The organism is Bacillus sp. M5A3_1b, from assembly GCF_053345335.1.
In genome coordinates this window covers 328,101-343,285 of record NZ_JBKEZY010000004.1, presented here as the reverse complement: position 1 = coordinate 343,285, position 15,185 = coordinate 328,101, and the positions used below count along the sequence as shown (strand labels likewise).

Below are 15,185 nucleotides of genomic sequence, written 5' to 3'. Positions count from 1 at the left end.
GATTAGAAAATAGAAAGGTGAACAGAATGAATATTTTATGGGATTTTGATGGGACGTTATTTGATACGTATCCAGTTTATACAAAAATTCTTGCTCAAGTTTTAGGGAAGGAAATAAGTGAAGAAGAAATCTATACAAAGTTAAAGGTTTCATTTTCACACGCAGTTGATTATTATGAAATAACTAAAAAACAATTGAGTGAAATTGATGTATTAGAGAGTCGCATTATGATAGAAGATATAAAACCATTTGAAAAAGTGGAAGAAGTTTTAAAGTTTGCCGATAAAAATGTGATTATGACTCATAAAGATAGAGAAGGGGTGTTATCTATATTAAAACATTACGGCTGGGAAAAATACTTCGTAGACATGGTTACAATTGACGATGGTTTCCCCCGAAAACCGAACGCTTTATCTTATGATCATTTGCATAAAAAGCACAATATTAATTTAGCTATTGGTGATAGAGAATTAGATTTATTACCTGCAAAAGAATTAGGTATTTCAACATGTATGTTTCAAGGGAACTGTGATGTAGCGGATTATTCTTTAGCACATTACTCGGAATTTTTTAAGGTAGTGATTGATAGAGAGGTTATGTTATAAATATTTTAAATAAAACCTCTACTTTTTGCTTGAAAGTAGAGGTTATTTTCTATGCTTTATAAAAACTATAGAAAATTAATACTTCCAAGAATTTAGAAGGAGATTGGTATAACGATTTGAATTATATAGTTATAGATAAATCTATAGATGGAAAGATTTCAATAAAGCGAGTGATTACATGAGTATTTTTATTTTAGAAGATGATGTCATACAAGCGCAGCAAATGAAGCGGCTAGTTGAAGAGATTTGTGAGGAGTATATGTTGCCTTTTGATTTTATAGAGGTAACTAGTAAAAGTGAAAACATTATTACAAACATTCCTAAGGCGAAGTATATCCCAATCTATTTTTTAGATATAGAGATAAAAAGAGAAGAGCGTAAAGGGTTACAAGTGGCACAAGAGATACGAAAGTATGATACGCAAGGAATTATTGTGTTTGTAACGACGCATTCTGAATTTGCACCTATTTCATATCAATATATGGTATCAGCTTTAACTTTTATTGATAAAGGGTTGCCATACGAGGAGAGGCGTAATGTTTTTGAACAATGTTTACTACAGTATGAAGCGCGTAATAAGCAAATTATTCCGTCCGATGACTTTATCGTTGAAAATAGTAATGCGACTGTACGGGTTCCGTTTCATGAAGTTGAATATGTTATGACTGATGAACCGCACCGTTTAGCATTAGTGACGTTAGATCGAATCGTTTATTTTTACGGGACTTTAAAAGAAATTGAATTAGTAGATGAACGTTTATTTCGTTGTCATCAATCATATATCGTGAATACGAAGCAATTGTCTTCTTATGATGCGAAGCAAAAAATGATAGTTTTAAAAAGCGGGAAACGTATTCCAGTATCACGTCGTTTATTCAGTAAAGTACGTAACATATTAAAGGGTGAGATGTAATGTATATTTATGATTTATTTGCAATACTGCTTACTAGTATATGCCATACGTTTTTATACATTCAATTAATTCGGTACAATAGATTGTCATATAGAATGTTAATAGCTTTAAGTGCGATATTCATTATTTTACTTGCTATTGTCGTAACAGTAACGAGATATCCAGAATTGAATAGTACGATTGTGTTATTTTTAATAAGTTTAGGATTAATGCAAAATGAATTGAAATTTAAGCATAATGTATATTTTGCACTAGTGAGTATGGTGATTATAACGTTAGTGAAAATGTTGCTATTTGATTTAGGAATGAAAATCTTTATGTTAACAACATTCAATTTATATTTATGGACAGGTAGCATGATTCATCTTATCGTATCAACCCTTACTTTTATCGGTATTTTTGTAGCTCGGAAAAGAATCCGAAAAATTGCTCAATATATAGTAGGTAGTCGGCTATACTATGTAACTTATATATTATTAATTGCCGGATTTATTATTGAATTAATCTTAACTCAGCCATCTACTGCGTTTTTAGCACAATTAAATCGACAATACAGTGAATTAAGTTATATTTCAGCGATTATTGTATTTTTATTATTAGTCATTATAGTACTTATAAGTTCACATTTATCGAAAGCAAAGTTACAAGAAGAGCATGAAAAACGCTTAGATAAAGAGTTATTAGATTATGTGGAGAAATTAGAGGATATGCATGACGAACTTGCTAGTTTTCGTCATGATTATATGAATGTATTACTATCGTTAGAAGAGGGAATACGTATGAAAAATGTGAAAGAAATTGAGCAAGTGTATTATGACGTTATAGCTCCTACGTTAAAAACAATAAATGATCATGAACTTGATATTGCGAAATTATCTCGCATACATATTCCTGAAGTAAGAAGTGTATTAAGGGTGAAAGTTGGCACTGCTCAGCAGCATCAAATAAAAGTAATGCTTGATATACCGGAGAGCATTGAAAGTGTTTCGATGACGATCATTTCATTTATTCGCATCATTTCAGTTTTAGTAGACAATGCAATTGAAGAGGCAGTACATAGTGAGGAAAAGATATTGCAAATCGCATTTTTTGAATTGGATTCACGACAATATTTTATCGTACGTAATAGTTCAAAGAGTGAAGCGATTGATTTGCAAAAAATTTATGAGAAAAACCATTCAAGTAAAGCAGGAGCGAGAGGATACGGGTTATTTTCGTTAAAACGGATTATGAATAAAACAAATAACGCGACGTTAGAAACAACTTATGTAAGTCCTTATTTCACGCAAACATTCATATTAAAAGAGATGAAATGACCATCTATGATGAAAATGAAACCGAATAGGAAAGAACTACATACTTCTTTCACTCGTTTATATACACTTTAAGTAAGAGGTGAAGCGAGATGAATGGTCTTATTTTTACATCAATGATTAGCATTGGTTTACCGCTTGTAGCACTATTATATGCTGTTTGGAAGAAACGCTATATTCCTTATATGTTAGGTGTATTGGCTTTTGTTGTATCACAAATATTGATCCGCATACCAATACTGAATTATGTAAATGGAACTAGCACAGATTTTCAAATGTTTTCAGTAATGCAGCCTGTATTATTTGTAATTTTGCTTAGTTTATCAGCTGGAATTTTTGAAGAGATAGCTCGTTTTATTGCAATGCGTTATTTTATGAAGCAACGAGATTGGCAGTCTGGTTTTTTATTTGGAGCAGGGCATGGTGGTATTGAGGCAGTGTTGATAGTTGGTATCCCGGTAATATCTCTATTATTGTCACAAACAGTCATTCAAAATGGTGACAGTTACTATTTCGGCGGTATTGAGCGCATCTTCGCGATGATATTGCATATTGGACTTTCCTTCATTGTATTACAAGCTGTCGTCCAAAAGAAATTCCGTTATGTTGTATATGCAATTCTCATCCATGGGACCGCAAATGCATTAGCTGGCATTATATCGCTATATGTACCAGGGAAAAACGGGATCATTATGTCAGAAGTTTCAATAGCAATTTGTACTTTAGTCGTTTTTAGCTATAGTTTTATTTTAAAAAGAAAGGGTGTATGAAAATGAGAAGAATGTTACTTATTATTATAAGTGCTATCGCGGCGTTCGCACTTGCAGCATGTACCGGTAATAAAGTAGATCAAAGTACATCAAAAAACTTTATTCCGAAGGCGGAAGAAATTGTATCATTATTAAATGAAGCAAAGTATAAAGAAGTACATGAAAAATTTGATAGTAAAATGAAATCAGCTTTATCAGAAGAGCAAATGAAAGAACTTACTCCTATAATTGAAAAAGCTGGTACATTCGAAAAAATTGAGAAAAAATCGATTGAAGAAAAAGATGGTTTATATACTGTTATTCTTGTAGCAAAGTATAGTAAAGAACAACGTACCTTTATCGTAACTTATAACGATAAAGAAGAAATAGCTGGGTTAGTAATTAGGTAGAAATGTAATGGCAGATAAGGTGGTTGTGTCCACTTTATCTGTTTTTTGTTTTAACTAAATTATGGTTATTCATGCTAATATAAACACATAGCTATAGAGAAGGGGTGGGTTAGTATGAAAACTGAAATAGTTCCTAAAAAGAAGTACAGCATAATAAGCTACATATCTTTACTCATCGGTATTTTATGTTTTCTGTTCGTTTTTGTAACTCCGACAAGGATAGCGAATGCAGGTAATATAGTGGGAGATTATATTACAGTTGCCCTCACTGTTGCAGGTATCATACTTTCTGTCATTACGATGACGAAAAAAACAGAGAAGAAGGGGATTGCTATTCTTTCATTAATACTGTCCTTATCCTTCTTTATATTTTGGATTATCGCGATTATTTTAGTTTTGACTGGTCGAGTTAGTTTTGCGCCATAATACCGAATAAAAAGAGTCCTTCATACGAGAAGGACTCTTTTTATTCGCTGTCTTCCGGTTGATATTCTAAAATATCCCCTGGTTGGCATTCTAAAGCTTTACAAATAGCATCTAAAGTTGTAATTCTAATTGCTTTTGCTTTTCCATTTTTTAATATAGAAAGGTTAGCCATTGTAATTCCAACCTTCTCCGAAAGTTCAGTTACACTCATTTTTCGTTTCGCTAACATTACATCAACATTAATTATTATTGCCATGTTATTCACCTCAGACCGTTAAATCATTTTCTGATTTTATATCTATCGCATCTTTTAAAAGTCTTTGGAGGACGGCAGCAAAGACTGCGATTACCATTGAAGCAAAGATTAGGAGCATGCCTATTATAATAATACCTGGTGCGTCATCTCTCTCCGCTATGAGATAGAAGAGTGGCATACCTATTACATATAATACACTAATTGTAACAGCGCATTGTTTAATCTTCTTTAAAGCTCTAACAGATAATTTCGAGAAGGCGTTACCTTTGTCAATGTAGCTTACAAGTTTAAAGGCTTGATATAGAGCAAAATAAAAAGGTATCACCGTTGCATATAGATTGATTAAAACAAGATATTTTATATATGCAATATCCGGGTATAAGTCCGCTGCGTAATTCCCGATATTAGGAATTAAAAATATACACAAAGCAAAAACAGGAATACCGATAAGGATAATTGCTGTCTTTAAAAAGAGTGTTGATCCTTGTTTCATATAAAGCACCTCATTTTTAAATTATCATTTTAATTTAACATAAATTTTATCGTTTAACAATAAATTCTTATTTATTTCAATCGAATTTTTATTGAGAAATAAATTTTAGTGAAGAGAATGATAAGACGTTTTTATAAAAAAGGTGTGGTCTCTAGTTATTTGAACATAAAAAGCTATGATATGTACCGTTCGTTGCTTTACTAATAAAAGAAAGTGAAGGTAATGATTGTTAGCTTCATGAAAATTGGGGACTAATAAAACATATATAGGTTGTGGAAATCTTTTTGTATATAAATGAATGTGAAACATACGGAGGAACAACAATGTCGAATTTGGGTTTATTGATGAAAAGGTTACTGTTAGTAGGAACAATCACACTAAGTATGTTATGTACGGAAAGCATGATGAATTATCATACGGTGGAAGCTAAGGTGAAACAAGTAGAATGGCAACCGAAAAATGTAATCATAATGGTTATGGACGGAACGAGTTCTTCAGCAACGACATTAGCTCGCTTGTATAAAGGGAAACCACTTGCACTAGATGAAATTGTAACAGGAGGAGTTCGTACCTATTCGGCGGAATCAGCTATAACAGACTCAGCCCCAGCAGCTACAGCTTTAGCGACGGGGAATAAATCGAATTCAGGATATGTAGGTATATTACCTTCTATTGTAAGTTCACCTGGCTTAAAATCAATAAAAGAAGAGGACAAGTTACGTCCAGTTGCCAATGTTTTAGAAGGTGCCAAACGCACTGGTCGCGCAACTGGAATAGTTGCTACAGCTGAAATTCAGCATGCTACTCCCGCTGGATTTTCTGCTCACCATATTAACCGTAAGCGTTTTGACGTAATTGCGGAGCAGCAAGTGTATCAAAATATAGATGTTGTATTAGGTGGGGGAAAAGAGGCACTGCTACCTATAAAAAGAAAAGATGGTGAAGATTTAGTAAAGGTGATTCAAGACAAAGGATACGACTTTGTTGAAACGAAAGATGCATTATTGAACTCTAAATCTAAGAAAATTTGGGGCTCTTTCTCACATAATGCTCTTGCGTTTGATATGGATCGTGAAGCAACAAATCCGGAGCAACCAACACTTTCTCAAATGACGGAAAAAGCAATTCAAACACTATCAAAAGATAAAGATGGTTTCTTTTTATTTGTAGAGGGAAGTAAGCCAGACTGGGCAGCTCATGTGAACGATCCAATAGGGATGATTAGTGATGTATTAGCATTTGATAACGCAGTTGCAGAAGCATTGGAATTTGCAAAAAAAGATGGTAATACGATGTTAATAGCTGTAACTGATCATGGTAACAGCGGTATTTCTATTGGGAATGCGAATACGACAAAAGGCTATAATATTACGCCGGTCTCTGCATACATTGGTCCATTAAAAAAATCGAAAATGACACTTGAAGGTGCTACAAATAAACTAAAATCCGATTTATCAAATGTAGACGATGTAGCTAAATTATACGGTTTGGACAATTTAACTTATGATGAAAAAGAAAGAGTAAAAGCAGCAAAAAAGAAATCGGATGTAGGTCCAATACTTACTACATTATTGGCCAATCATGCGAACATAGGCTTCACAACAGGAGGCCATACAGGTGAGGATGTGTTTTTATATTCTTACGGTCCTCAAAAGCCAAAAGGTTTGATCCAAAACACAGACATTGCGAAGACGATGGCGAAAGCAATGGACTTTAACTTAGAAGAAGTAACAAACAAATTATTTGTAGAGAGTGAATTAGCCTTTAAACGAAAAGGTGCAACAGTAACAATAGATAATACTGATGCAGAAAACCCGGTGCTCATAGTAAAACGTAATAATGTAAAAGCTCAATTATTTGTAAATAAAAATATAATTCGTATTAAGAATAAAGAATATGAATTAGGTAGTGTCGTTGTAGAAAGCAATGGCAAGTTCTATATACCAGAAGAAGCAATCCATTTATTCATAAAATATTCTCATTAAAAAAAGCCAATTCCTTAGCTAGTACTTAGGAATTGGCTTTTTTGTGTAGATGAAATTTCATTCGAAAACAAGAGTAAAGAGAATCACAAATTCTAAAGTGGACTTCTTGTAAATTTATTTATCATATGTTTTTCACCCTGAAAAATATTTCTCAACATTTTCGCCTTTTAAAAAGATTGAATATTCGTATTATAACGAATATTATGTTCCTATCGGCAAAAAAAACGATAATTTGCAGACACTGGGGAGGAAAAGCATTGAAAAAGAATAAGAAGTTAAAACCATTATCAGTTTTAGCAACAGCGGCAGTGTTAAGTAGTACGTTTGCTTTCGGAAGTCATGCAGCGTATGCTGATACGCCACCATCTCTACCAATTGATGAGCATTTAATACCAGATGAGCGTTTGGCAGAAGCGCTGAAACAAAGGGGAGTAATTGATCAATCTGCATCACAAGCTGAGACATCAAAGGCTGTCGAAAATTATGTTGAGAAAAAGAAAGGGGAAAACCTTGGGAAAGAAATCTTGACAGGAGATAGTCTTACGCAAGAAGCTTCTGATTTTATGAAAAAAGTAAAAGATACAAAAATGAAGGAAAATGAACAGGCGCAGCAACCTGAAGTAGGATCAGTAGCTGGGCAAGATGCAGGATTGAATTCTAGAAAACTAAATGGAAAAGTACCGACTACACCAGCGAAGCAAGAAGAGTACAATGGAGCTGTTCGAAAAGATAAAGTGCTTGTTTTACTCGTAGAATTTAGCGATTTTAAGCATAATAATATTGATCAAGAACCAGGTTATATGTATTCTAAGGACTTTAATCGTGAACATTATCAAAAAATGTTATTTGGTGATGAGCAATTTACGTTATTTGATGGATCGAAGATTAACACTTTTAAACAATATTATGAAGAGCAATCTGGCGGAAGCTACACAGTTGATGGCACTGTAACCGAATGGCTTACTGTTCCAGGAAAAGCTTCAGATTATGGTGCGGATGCGGGAACTGGTCATGATAATAAAGGTCCTTTAGGGCCACGCGATTTTGTGAAAGAAGCATTAAAAGCAGCTGTAGCAAAAGGCATTAATTTAGCTGATTATGATCAATTTGATCAATACGATCAAGATGGTGATGGAAATAAAAACGAACCAGATGGAATTATTGACCACCTAATGGTTGTACATGCGGGCGTAGGTCAAGAAGCTGGCGGTGGTAAATTGAAAGATGATGCGATTTGGTCCCATCGTTCAAAACTAGGATCAAAGCCATATGCGATTGATGGTACAAAATCTACTGTATCAAACTGGGGCGGAAAGATGGCTGCATATGATTATACAATCGAGCCTGAAGACGGTGCAGTTGGTGTGTTTGCACATGAGTACGGTCATGATTTAGGCTTACCTGATGAATATGATACAAAGTATTCAGGGCAAGGTGAACCTGTTGAATCATGGTCCCTTATGAGCGGCGGTAGCTGGGCTGGAAAAATTGCGGGAACAGAGCCAACAAGTTTCTCACCGCAAAATAAAGAGTTTTTCCAAAAGAATATGAAGGGGAACTGGGCGAATATCGTTGAGGTAGATTATGATAAACTGCGCACAGGAATCGGTACTGCGACATTTTTAGATCAAAGTGTTACAAAATCAAAACGACCAGGAATCGTTCGTGTTAACTTGCCAGACAAAGATATAAAAAATATCGAATCAGCATTTGGTAAGAAGTTTTATTACAGCACAAAAGGAAATGACATTCATACAACACTTGAGACACCAGTATTTGACTTAACGACTGCAACGGATGCTAAGTTTGATTATAAGGCATTTTATGAATTGGAAGCGAAGTATGATTTCCTTGACGTAAATGCGATTGCAGAAGATGGAACGAAGACACGTATTGATAGAATGGGCGAAAAAGATGTAAAAGGCGGCGTAGATACAACAGATGGTAAGTGGGTTGATAAATCATACGATTTAAGCCAATTTAAAGGAAAGAAACTAAAATTGCAATTTGAGTATGTAACAGATATTGCAGTAGCTTATAAAGGATTTGCATTAGACAATGCAGCATTAACTGTAGATGGAAAAGTTGTTTTCTCTGATGATGCAGAAGGCCAACCAGCAATGACGCTAAAAGGATTTACTGTGTCTAACGGATTTGAACAGAAAAAACATAACTACTATATCGAGTGGCGAAATTACGCTGGGTCTGACACGGCGCTACAACATGCACGTGGTCCAGTATTTAATACAGGAATGGTTGTATGGTATGCGGATCAAAGCTTTACAGATAACTGGGTAGGTGTTCATCCAGGCGAAGGATTCCTTGGGGTAGTAGATTCTCATCCAGAGGCAATCGTAGGAACATTAAATGGACAACCAACTGTGAAGAGCAGTACGCGTTATCAAATTGCCGATGCGGCATTCTCATTTGATCAAACGCCAGCATGGAAAGTAAATTCGCCAACCCGCGGTATCTTTGATTATAAAGGATTGCCAGGCGTTGCGAAATTTGATGATTCTAAGCAATACATCAACAGTGTTATTCCAGATGCCGGACGTAAGTTGCCGAAACTTGGATTGAAGTTTGAAGTAGTAGGTCAAGCTGAAGACAAGTCTGCAGGGGCAGTTTGGATCCATCGCTAAAATAAAATGAAAAGGAGCTGCCATAAGTCGGTGAAACCTGACTTATGGCAGCTCTTTTCTTCTTGTGAGAAAAAACTGTTACATAAATACAAATCGAAAAAAATTACCATTTAAAAAAATGAAAAGATGTGCAGAAGTGAAAAATTCCTCTGCTTTTATATATATTTATTGGAAAAAATAGATGTTTTTTTTATAATTGAAATGCTCCATCAGTCCGATTATATAAGGTTTTTTGACCGTAAGTAATTTGTAAGTAATGAGTAAGAAAAAAGAGATTTTTATATTATATAATATTTATTACAGCTACTTTTAACACCTGATACTAATAGTATGCTATAATGTGAATTAGCAACATAAAGGAAAGGAATTAGACCAATGACATTAGAAAATACTAAAAATTTAAAAAAACAAGTTGCTCCGTATGAAAAATCAACGATTAAAAAAAGTGTGTGGCAACTTATTAACACAATTGTGCCGTTCATTATTTTATGGTACCTTGCTTATAAAAGTTTGTCCGTTTCTTATTGGTTATCGTTAGTTCCATCTCTGTTAGCCGCTGGTTTTATGACACGGATTTTCATTATTTTTCATGATTGTACCCATTATTCATTCTTTAAAAGTCGACCTGCAAATAGAATCGTAGGGACATGTATGGGTGTGTTAACTTTATTCCCGTTTGATCAATGGGGACATGAGCATTCTATTCATCACGCTACAAGTGGTAATTTGGATAAGAGAGGTACAGGAGATATTTGGACACTTACAGTTGATGAATATGTAGCTGCGCCATTTAGACTTCGTTTAGCATATCGCTTATATCGCAATCCATTCGTTATGTTTGGATTAGGTCCGATTTATGTTTTCTTACTTAAAAATAGATTTAACCGAAAAGGTGCTAGACAGAAAGAACGTATGAATACGTATTTGACGAATATTATAATCGTTGCTTTAATAGCTATACTTTGCTGGGCAATTGGGTGGCAATCGTTTCTGTTAGTGCATGGTACGATATTCTTAATAGCAGGTTCAGTAGGAATTTGGCTGTTTTACGTACAGCACACATTCGAAGATTCTTATTTTGAAGAGGATAAAGATTGGGAATATGTGAAAGCGGCAGTGGAAGGAAGTTCATTTTATAAACTTCCAAAAATCTTGCAATTTCTAACTGGTAATATTGGATTCCATCATGTTCACCATTTAAGTCCAAGAGTACCTAACTATAAACTAGAAGAGGCACACAATAATACGCTTCCGTTAAAAAATGTACCAACGATTACACTTGCTACAAGCTTACGATCACTCCGTTTTCGTCTTTGGGATGAGAAAAGTAACAATTTTGTTACCTTTAAAGAATTCAAAAAAATAATTAAAAACAATGTTTCTGTTCGAGTGAAATCTGAACTATAATTTCATCGTGTATAAAAAACTCTCCTTAATCATTTTCGATTTAAGGGGAGTTTTTTTTTAATTATTATATAATCGATATTGAGGAGGAATGCTTATGTGTAGGTATAAATATAAAGAGACAGTAATTATATTATGTAAACAAAATAAATCATTATAATTTTTTTATAGTGAAGGATATATTATATATATATTGGAAAGTAGAAGGTGGATGATAGTAATTATAAGAACACATACAACGTAATAAAATAATTCTTTCAAAAGGAAGGGGACATGAAAGATGTTGAAATTACAAGGAAAATACAATGAAGCAAAAGTATTTACGAATAACGTTGATGAGACTGCAACTGGGCAGATTATTGATCTTTGTAACCAAGAATTCGTAAAGGATAGTCAAATTCGTATTATGCCAGATACACATGCAGGAGCAGGTTGCACGATTGGGACAACGATGACAATACAAGATAAAATTGTTCCTAATCTTGTAGGGGTAGACATTGGTTGTGGTATGGAAGTTGTTGTGATTGATAAGAAAAAAGAAGAAATTAATTTCGATTACTTAGACGAAACGATTCGTAAATTTGTTCCAAGTGGTTTTCGTATCCGAGATAAAGAACATCGATTCTCAAAAATGATTGATTTTGATGGTGTGAAGGCCCCATATACATTACAACGAGCTCAAAAAAGTATAGGTACTCTTGGAGGAGGAAATCATTTCATTGAATTAAATGAAGATGATAAAGGAAATGTATATATTGTCATTCATAGTGGTTCTCGTAATTTAGGTAAACAAATAGCAGAGTATTACCAGAACTTCGCGTATGAACAACTAATTCATGTTACATCAATGAAGGATGAGATTATTAAGAGATTAACTAAAGAGGGGAGAGAAAAAGAAATACAAGAAACTTTACGTGGAATTAAGAAGCCACAGATTCGTAAAGAACTAGCTTATTTAGAAGGAGAAGGATTCAAAGATTATATGAATGACATGAATATTGCCCAAAAGTATGCCGCGTTAAATCGTAAAGCAATGATTGATGAAATTGTTACGAAAATGGACTGGAAAATAACGGATCAATTTACTACAATACATAACTATATTGACATAGAAAATATGATTCTACGAAAAGGTGCTATTTCAGCTCAGAAAGATGAACGAGTAATTATTCCAATTAACATGAGAGATGGTTCAATTATTGCATTTGGTAAAGGTAATCCAGACTGGAACTTTTCTGGTCCGCATGGGGCAGGACGTATTATGAGTCGTAAGAAGGCTAAAGAATTATTGAGTATAGAGGACTTCCAAAATACGATGAAAGAGGTGTGGACTACATCGGTAGTAGAGAGCACAATTGATGAAGCACCAATGGTATACAAGCCAATGGATGAAATTATAGAAAATACAAAAGAAACGATAGATATAAAGCACATTATTAAGCCATTATATAATTTTAAAGCGAATTAGAAGGGATAAATAAGCAGCCAGAAAAAACTATTTTTCGTATTTTTTGTTTGGAAACAATCTAATCAAAGGAAGTAGTTTCATTTTATGGTGGATGTGATAGAAAAAAGTCGATTTCCAGTGGAGTAAAGAAATCGACTTTTTTATTTATTTTGTTGAATGAAAGCAACCGTTAGCTTAATAGCAAAGGATTATAACCGTCTATTTCTCCCAAAGCTCAATTAGACGACCTTCAGGATCTTTAATCCAAATAAACTTTCCGAACTCACTAATTTCTTCTTTCTTTTCAAGCGGTACGCCAATATGTTCAAGATGCTGCATAGTCTCATTTAAATTATGTACTTCAAAATTTAACATCACTTGCTGTTCTATTGGAAAATAATTATCATTTTCGGTAAAGAAAGAAAAAATAGTCTCATTTCCTAATTGGGGTTTAATCACAGTCCCATTCCAATCTTCTATTTCAATTTTCAACACTTCACTGTACCATTTTTTTATAACATCAAGATTTTTAGTTCTCCAAAATATTCCCCCGAAACCTTTTATCATCGAATATAACTCCTGTCTATTTAAAAATTTTTAAGTATTATATATTCAATATATCAAAACAGTAAGTGTAAGGAAAATCAATAACGTATAAAAAGTGAAAAATTCCAATTACTAGTATTGTAGTATTTACCGCATTATGGAAATCGCTATCACTTTTCAAAGAACTTACAACCCAAGTAAAGGTATATAGTAATACTGACTCGTATGAGGTAATGAATGAAAAGGGAATAGAACAAATGCCAATGATAAAAGACCGCATATGAAATGAAAGCCATGTGCGGTCTTTTATATATAAGTATAGTATTACATAGTCTCGCTAATTTTAGTTTCACTTTGAGTGTTAGTAGCAATTCTTTTCTTAACTTTAAAGTGATAGTATGTGTAGCAAAAAACGATAAACGGTAAAGTGCAATAGATTCCAAGTCGTTGTTCTGGGATGAAAATAAGACTGATTAATATAATGCCATACAATCCAAAACCAAGAATTGGTACAAGTGGATAAAGTGGAGTTTTAAATTTTAAGTCTTCTAATTTTCCACCGTCTGCTAAATAATGTTTACGGAAAAAGTATTGAGAGACACAAATTGACATCCAAACAATGATTGTTATGACGCCAGAAATTGAAATTAACCATAAGTAAACTGTTTCAGCAGCTACGACGCTTGTTAAAAGAGAAAAAGCAGAAATAGAAATTGTCAAAATTAAAGCGTTTAAAGGTATTCCTCGTGAAGATAATTTCTTTAAAAAGGCCGGAGCCATTTCATTTTTTGATAATGACCAAAGCATGCGAGTTGCGGCGTACAGTCCAGAGTTTGCGACAGAAAGAACAGCAGTAAGAATAACAAAATTCATAATATCAGCTGCATATGGAATACCGATATTATCAAATACAGCAACGAATGGACTTTTGGTTAATCCAGCTTCTTCCCAAGGAATTAAAGCAACAAGAACAAAGATTGCTAAGACGAAGAAAAACATCGTGCGCCATATAATATTTCTAATAGAACGAGGTAAAGTTTTTGCTGGATCTTCACTTTCACCTGCTGCGATTCCGACAAGTTCTGTACCTTGGAAGGAATAATTGACTGTAACCATTGTTAATAGAATAGCTGCAAGTCCATTTGGGAATAAACCGCCATGATTTACGAAATTTGATAATAACGGGGCTGGTTCGTCGCCTTTTAAGTCAATAAAACCGAACATAGCGGCACCGCCAAGGATAATAAAAGCTATAATGGCAGATACTTTTATACTTGAAAACCAAAATTCTGTTTCTGCATAACTACGAGCAGATAATGCGTTAATAGTGAAGATAGTAACGCCAAATATTAAACACCAAACCCAAACAGGAATATCTGGAAACCAGCGCTGCATTGTAATGCCGGCAGTTGTAAATTCAAGACCGGTCGTATTCGCCCAGCTTAACCAATACAACCATCCGATTGTAAATCCAGTTGCAGGATTGATGAACTTAGTTGCATATTCCTGAAAAGAACCTGAAACAGGCATGGCTACAGCAAGTTCACCAAGACAAAGCATAACGAAATACATTAATAATCCACCAGCCATAAAGGCAAGTACGGATCCACCAGGTCCAGCTTGACTTATAATAAAACCAGATCCGTTAAATAATCCCGTTCCAATCACACCACCGAGTGCAATCATGAATAAGTGTCTACTTTTCATCGTACGTTTTAATTCATTGTTTGTATTACTTACTTGCGTCATTGTTTTCCTCACTTTCGTAGTTGATAGAATGAAGTTTGATGTTTTTCCGTATTGTGGAATGTATTCCGTGATGTGAAATCTTGTTATAATTTTCAGATAATTAAAAAGAAAAGTCAATATTTTTTTGTTCGCGCTTACAAATTGTTATCAGTGGCATATTTTTATTTTTAGAAAATTGAATAAATAGATTGATTTCATTTTAAATTTTTGTTAAATTGATAGGTAATTGAGCAAACTAGCATATTAC

The 15,185-nt window shown here is 33.9% G+C and carries 14 protein-coding genes; 10 read left to right on the top strand and 4 right to left on the bottom strand.

Annotated elements, in window-relative coordinates; translation table 11 throughout:
• The first annotated feature begins 26 nt into the window (after window positions 1–26).
• The 6 genes from ACLBWW_RS14365 to ACLBWW_RS14340 all read left to right on the top strand — a co-directional run bounded on the left by ACLBWW_RS14365 (window position 27) and on the right by ACLBWW_RS14340 (window position 4,416).
• The gene (locus ACLBWW_RS14365) at window positions 27–605 is read left to right on the top strand and encodes an HAD-IA family hydrolase (protein ID WP_048547660.1); all 579 of its coding nucleotides are present in this window, start codon (window positions 27–29) and stop codon (window positions 603–605) included.
• A gap of 178 nt (window positions 606–783) precedes the next feature.
• A complete protein-coding gene (locus ACLBWW_RS14360; RefSeq protein ID WP_048547658.1) occupies window positions 784–1,518 on the top strand; it encodes a LytR/AlgR family response regulator transcription factor in 735 nt (244 codons plus the stop codon).
• Window positions 1,518–2,834 (top strand): GHKL domain-containing protein, encoded by a 1,317-nt coding sequence (locus ACLBWW_RS14355; protein WP_048547657.1) that lies wholly within the window; start codon window positions 1,518–1,520, stop codon window positions 2,832–2,834. The genes ACLBWW_RS14360 and ACLBWW_RS14355 overlap by 1 nt, the downstream gene beginning before the upstream one ends.
• Before the next feature lie 89 nt (window positions 2,835–2,923).
• The gene (locus ACLBWW_RS14350; protein WP_048547655.1) at window positions 2,924–3,601 is read left to right on the top strand and encodes a YhfC family glutamic-type intramembrane protease; all 678 of its coding nucleotides are present in this window, start codon (window positions 2,924–2,926) and stop codon (window positions 3,599–3,601) included.
• 2 nt (window positions 3,602–3,603) lie between these two features.
• Window positions 3,604–3,990 carry a DUF3887 domain-containing protein gene (locus tag ACLBWW_RS14345; protein ID WP_048547653.1) on the top strand — a complete coding sequence of 129 codons (387 nt, stop codon included), beginning with the start codon at window positions 3,604–3,606 and terminating at the stop codon, window positions 3,988–3,990.
• A 114-nt stretch (window positions 3,991–4,104) separates the two neighbouring features.
• Entirely contained in the window at window positions 4,105–4,416 is a 312-nt protein-coding gene (locus ACLBWW_RS14340) for a hypothetical protein (protein ID WP_048547651.1), read from the top strand.
• A 40-nt stretch (window positions 4,417–4,456) separates the two neighbouring features.
• Here the strand turns inward: ACLBWW_RS14340 and ACLBWW_RS14335 are convergent, their stop codons facing one another.
• On the bottom strand, window positions 4,457–4,672 hold the full coding sequence (locus tag ACLBWW_RS14335; protein WP_048547649.1) for a helix-turn-helix domain-containing protein: 216 nt from the start codon (window positions 4,670–4,672) through the stop codon (window positions 4,457–4,459).
• A gap of 10 nt (window positions 4,673–4,682) precedes the next feature.
• The gene (locus ACLBWW_RS14330) at window positions 4,683–5,165 is read right to left on the bottom strand and encodes a DUF2975 domain-containing protein (protein ID WP_048547647.1); all 483 of its coding nucleotides are present in this window, start codon (window positions 5,163–5,165) and stop codon (window positions 4,683–4,685) included.
• 323 nt (window positions 5,166–5,488) lie between these two features.
• Here ACLBWW_RS14330 and ACLBWW_RS14325 point away from each other — a divergent pair, with 323 nt between their 5' ends.
• The 4 genes from ACLBWW_RS14325 (at window position 5,489) to ACLBWW_RS14310 (ending at window position 12,664) form a co-directional block, all read left to right on the top strand.
• Window positions 5,489–7,150 (top strand): alkaline phosphatase, encoded by a 1,662-nt coding sequence (locus ACLBWW_RS14325; RefSeq protein WP_431123652.1) that lies wholly within the window; start codon window positions 5,489–5,491, stop codon window positions 7,148–7,150.
• Window positions 7,151–7,407: 257 nt separating this feature from the next.
• Complete coding sequence (locus ACLBWW_RS14320; RefSeq protein WP_447614093.1) at window positions 7,408–9,792, top strand: immune inhibitor A domain-containing protein; 2,385 nt, start codon at window positions 7,408–7,410, stop codon at window positions 9,790–9,792.
• Window positions 9,793–10,167: 375 nt separating this feature from the next.
• Window positions 10,168–11,199 carry a fatty acid desaturase gene (locus tag ACLBWW_RS14315; RefSeq protein WP_000171508.1) on the top strand — a complete coding sequence of 344 codons (1,032 nt, stop codon included), beginning with the start codon at window positions 10,168–10,170 and terminating at the stop codon, window positions 11,197–11,199.
• A 277-nt stretch (window positions 11,200–11,476) separates the two neighbouring features.
• Window positions 11,477–12,664 (top strand): RtcB family protein, encoded by a 1,188-nt coding sequence (locus tag ACLBWW_RS14310; protein ID WP_048547643.1) that lies wholly within the window; start codon window positions 11,477–11,479, stop codon window positions 12,662–12,664.
• Between the two features lie 198 nt (window positions 12,665–12,862).
• On the opposite strand, the gene ACLBWW_RS14305 is transcribed toward ACLBWW_RS14310, so the two are convergent.
• Together ACLBWW_RS14305 and ACLBWW_RS14300 are read right to left on the bottom strand one after the other, a co-directional pair.
• The gene (locus ACLBWW_RS14305; protein WP_048547641.1) at window positions 12,863–13,210 is read right to left on the bottom strand and encodes a VOC family protein; all 348 of its coding nucleotides are present in this window, start codon (window positions 13,208–13,210) and stop codon (window positions 12,863–12,865) included.
• Between the two features lie 303 nt (window positions 13,211–13,513).
• The gene (locus tag ACLBWW_RS14300) at window positions 13,514–14,938 is read right to left on the bottom strand and encodes an amino acid permease (protein ID WP_431123655.1); all 1,425 of its coding nucleotides are present in this window, start codon (window positions 14,936–14,938) and stop codon (window positions 13,514–13,516) included.
• Between the last annotated feature and the right edge of the window lie 247 nt (window positions 14,939–15,185).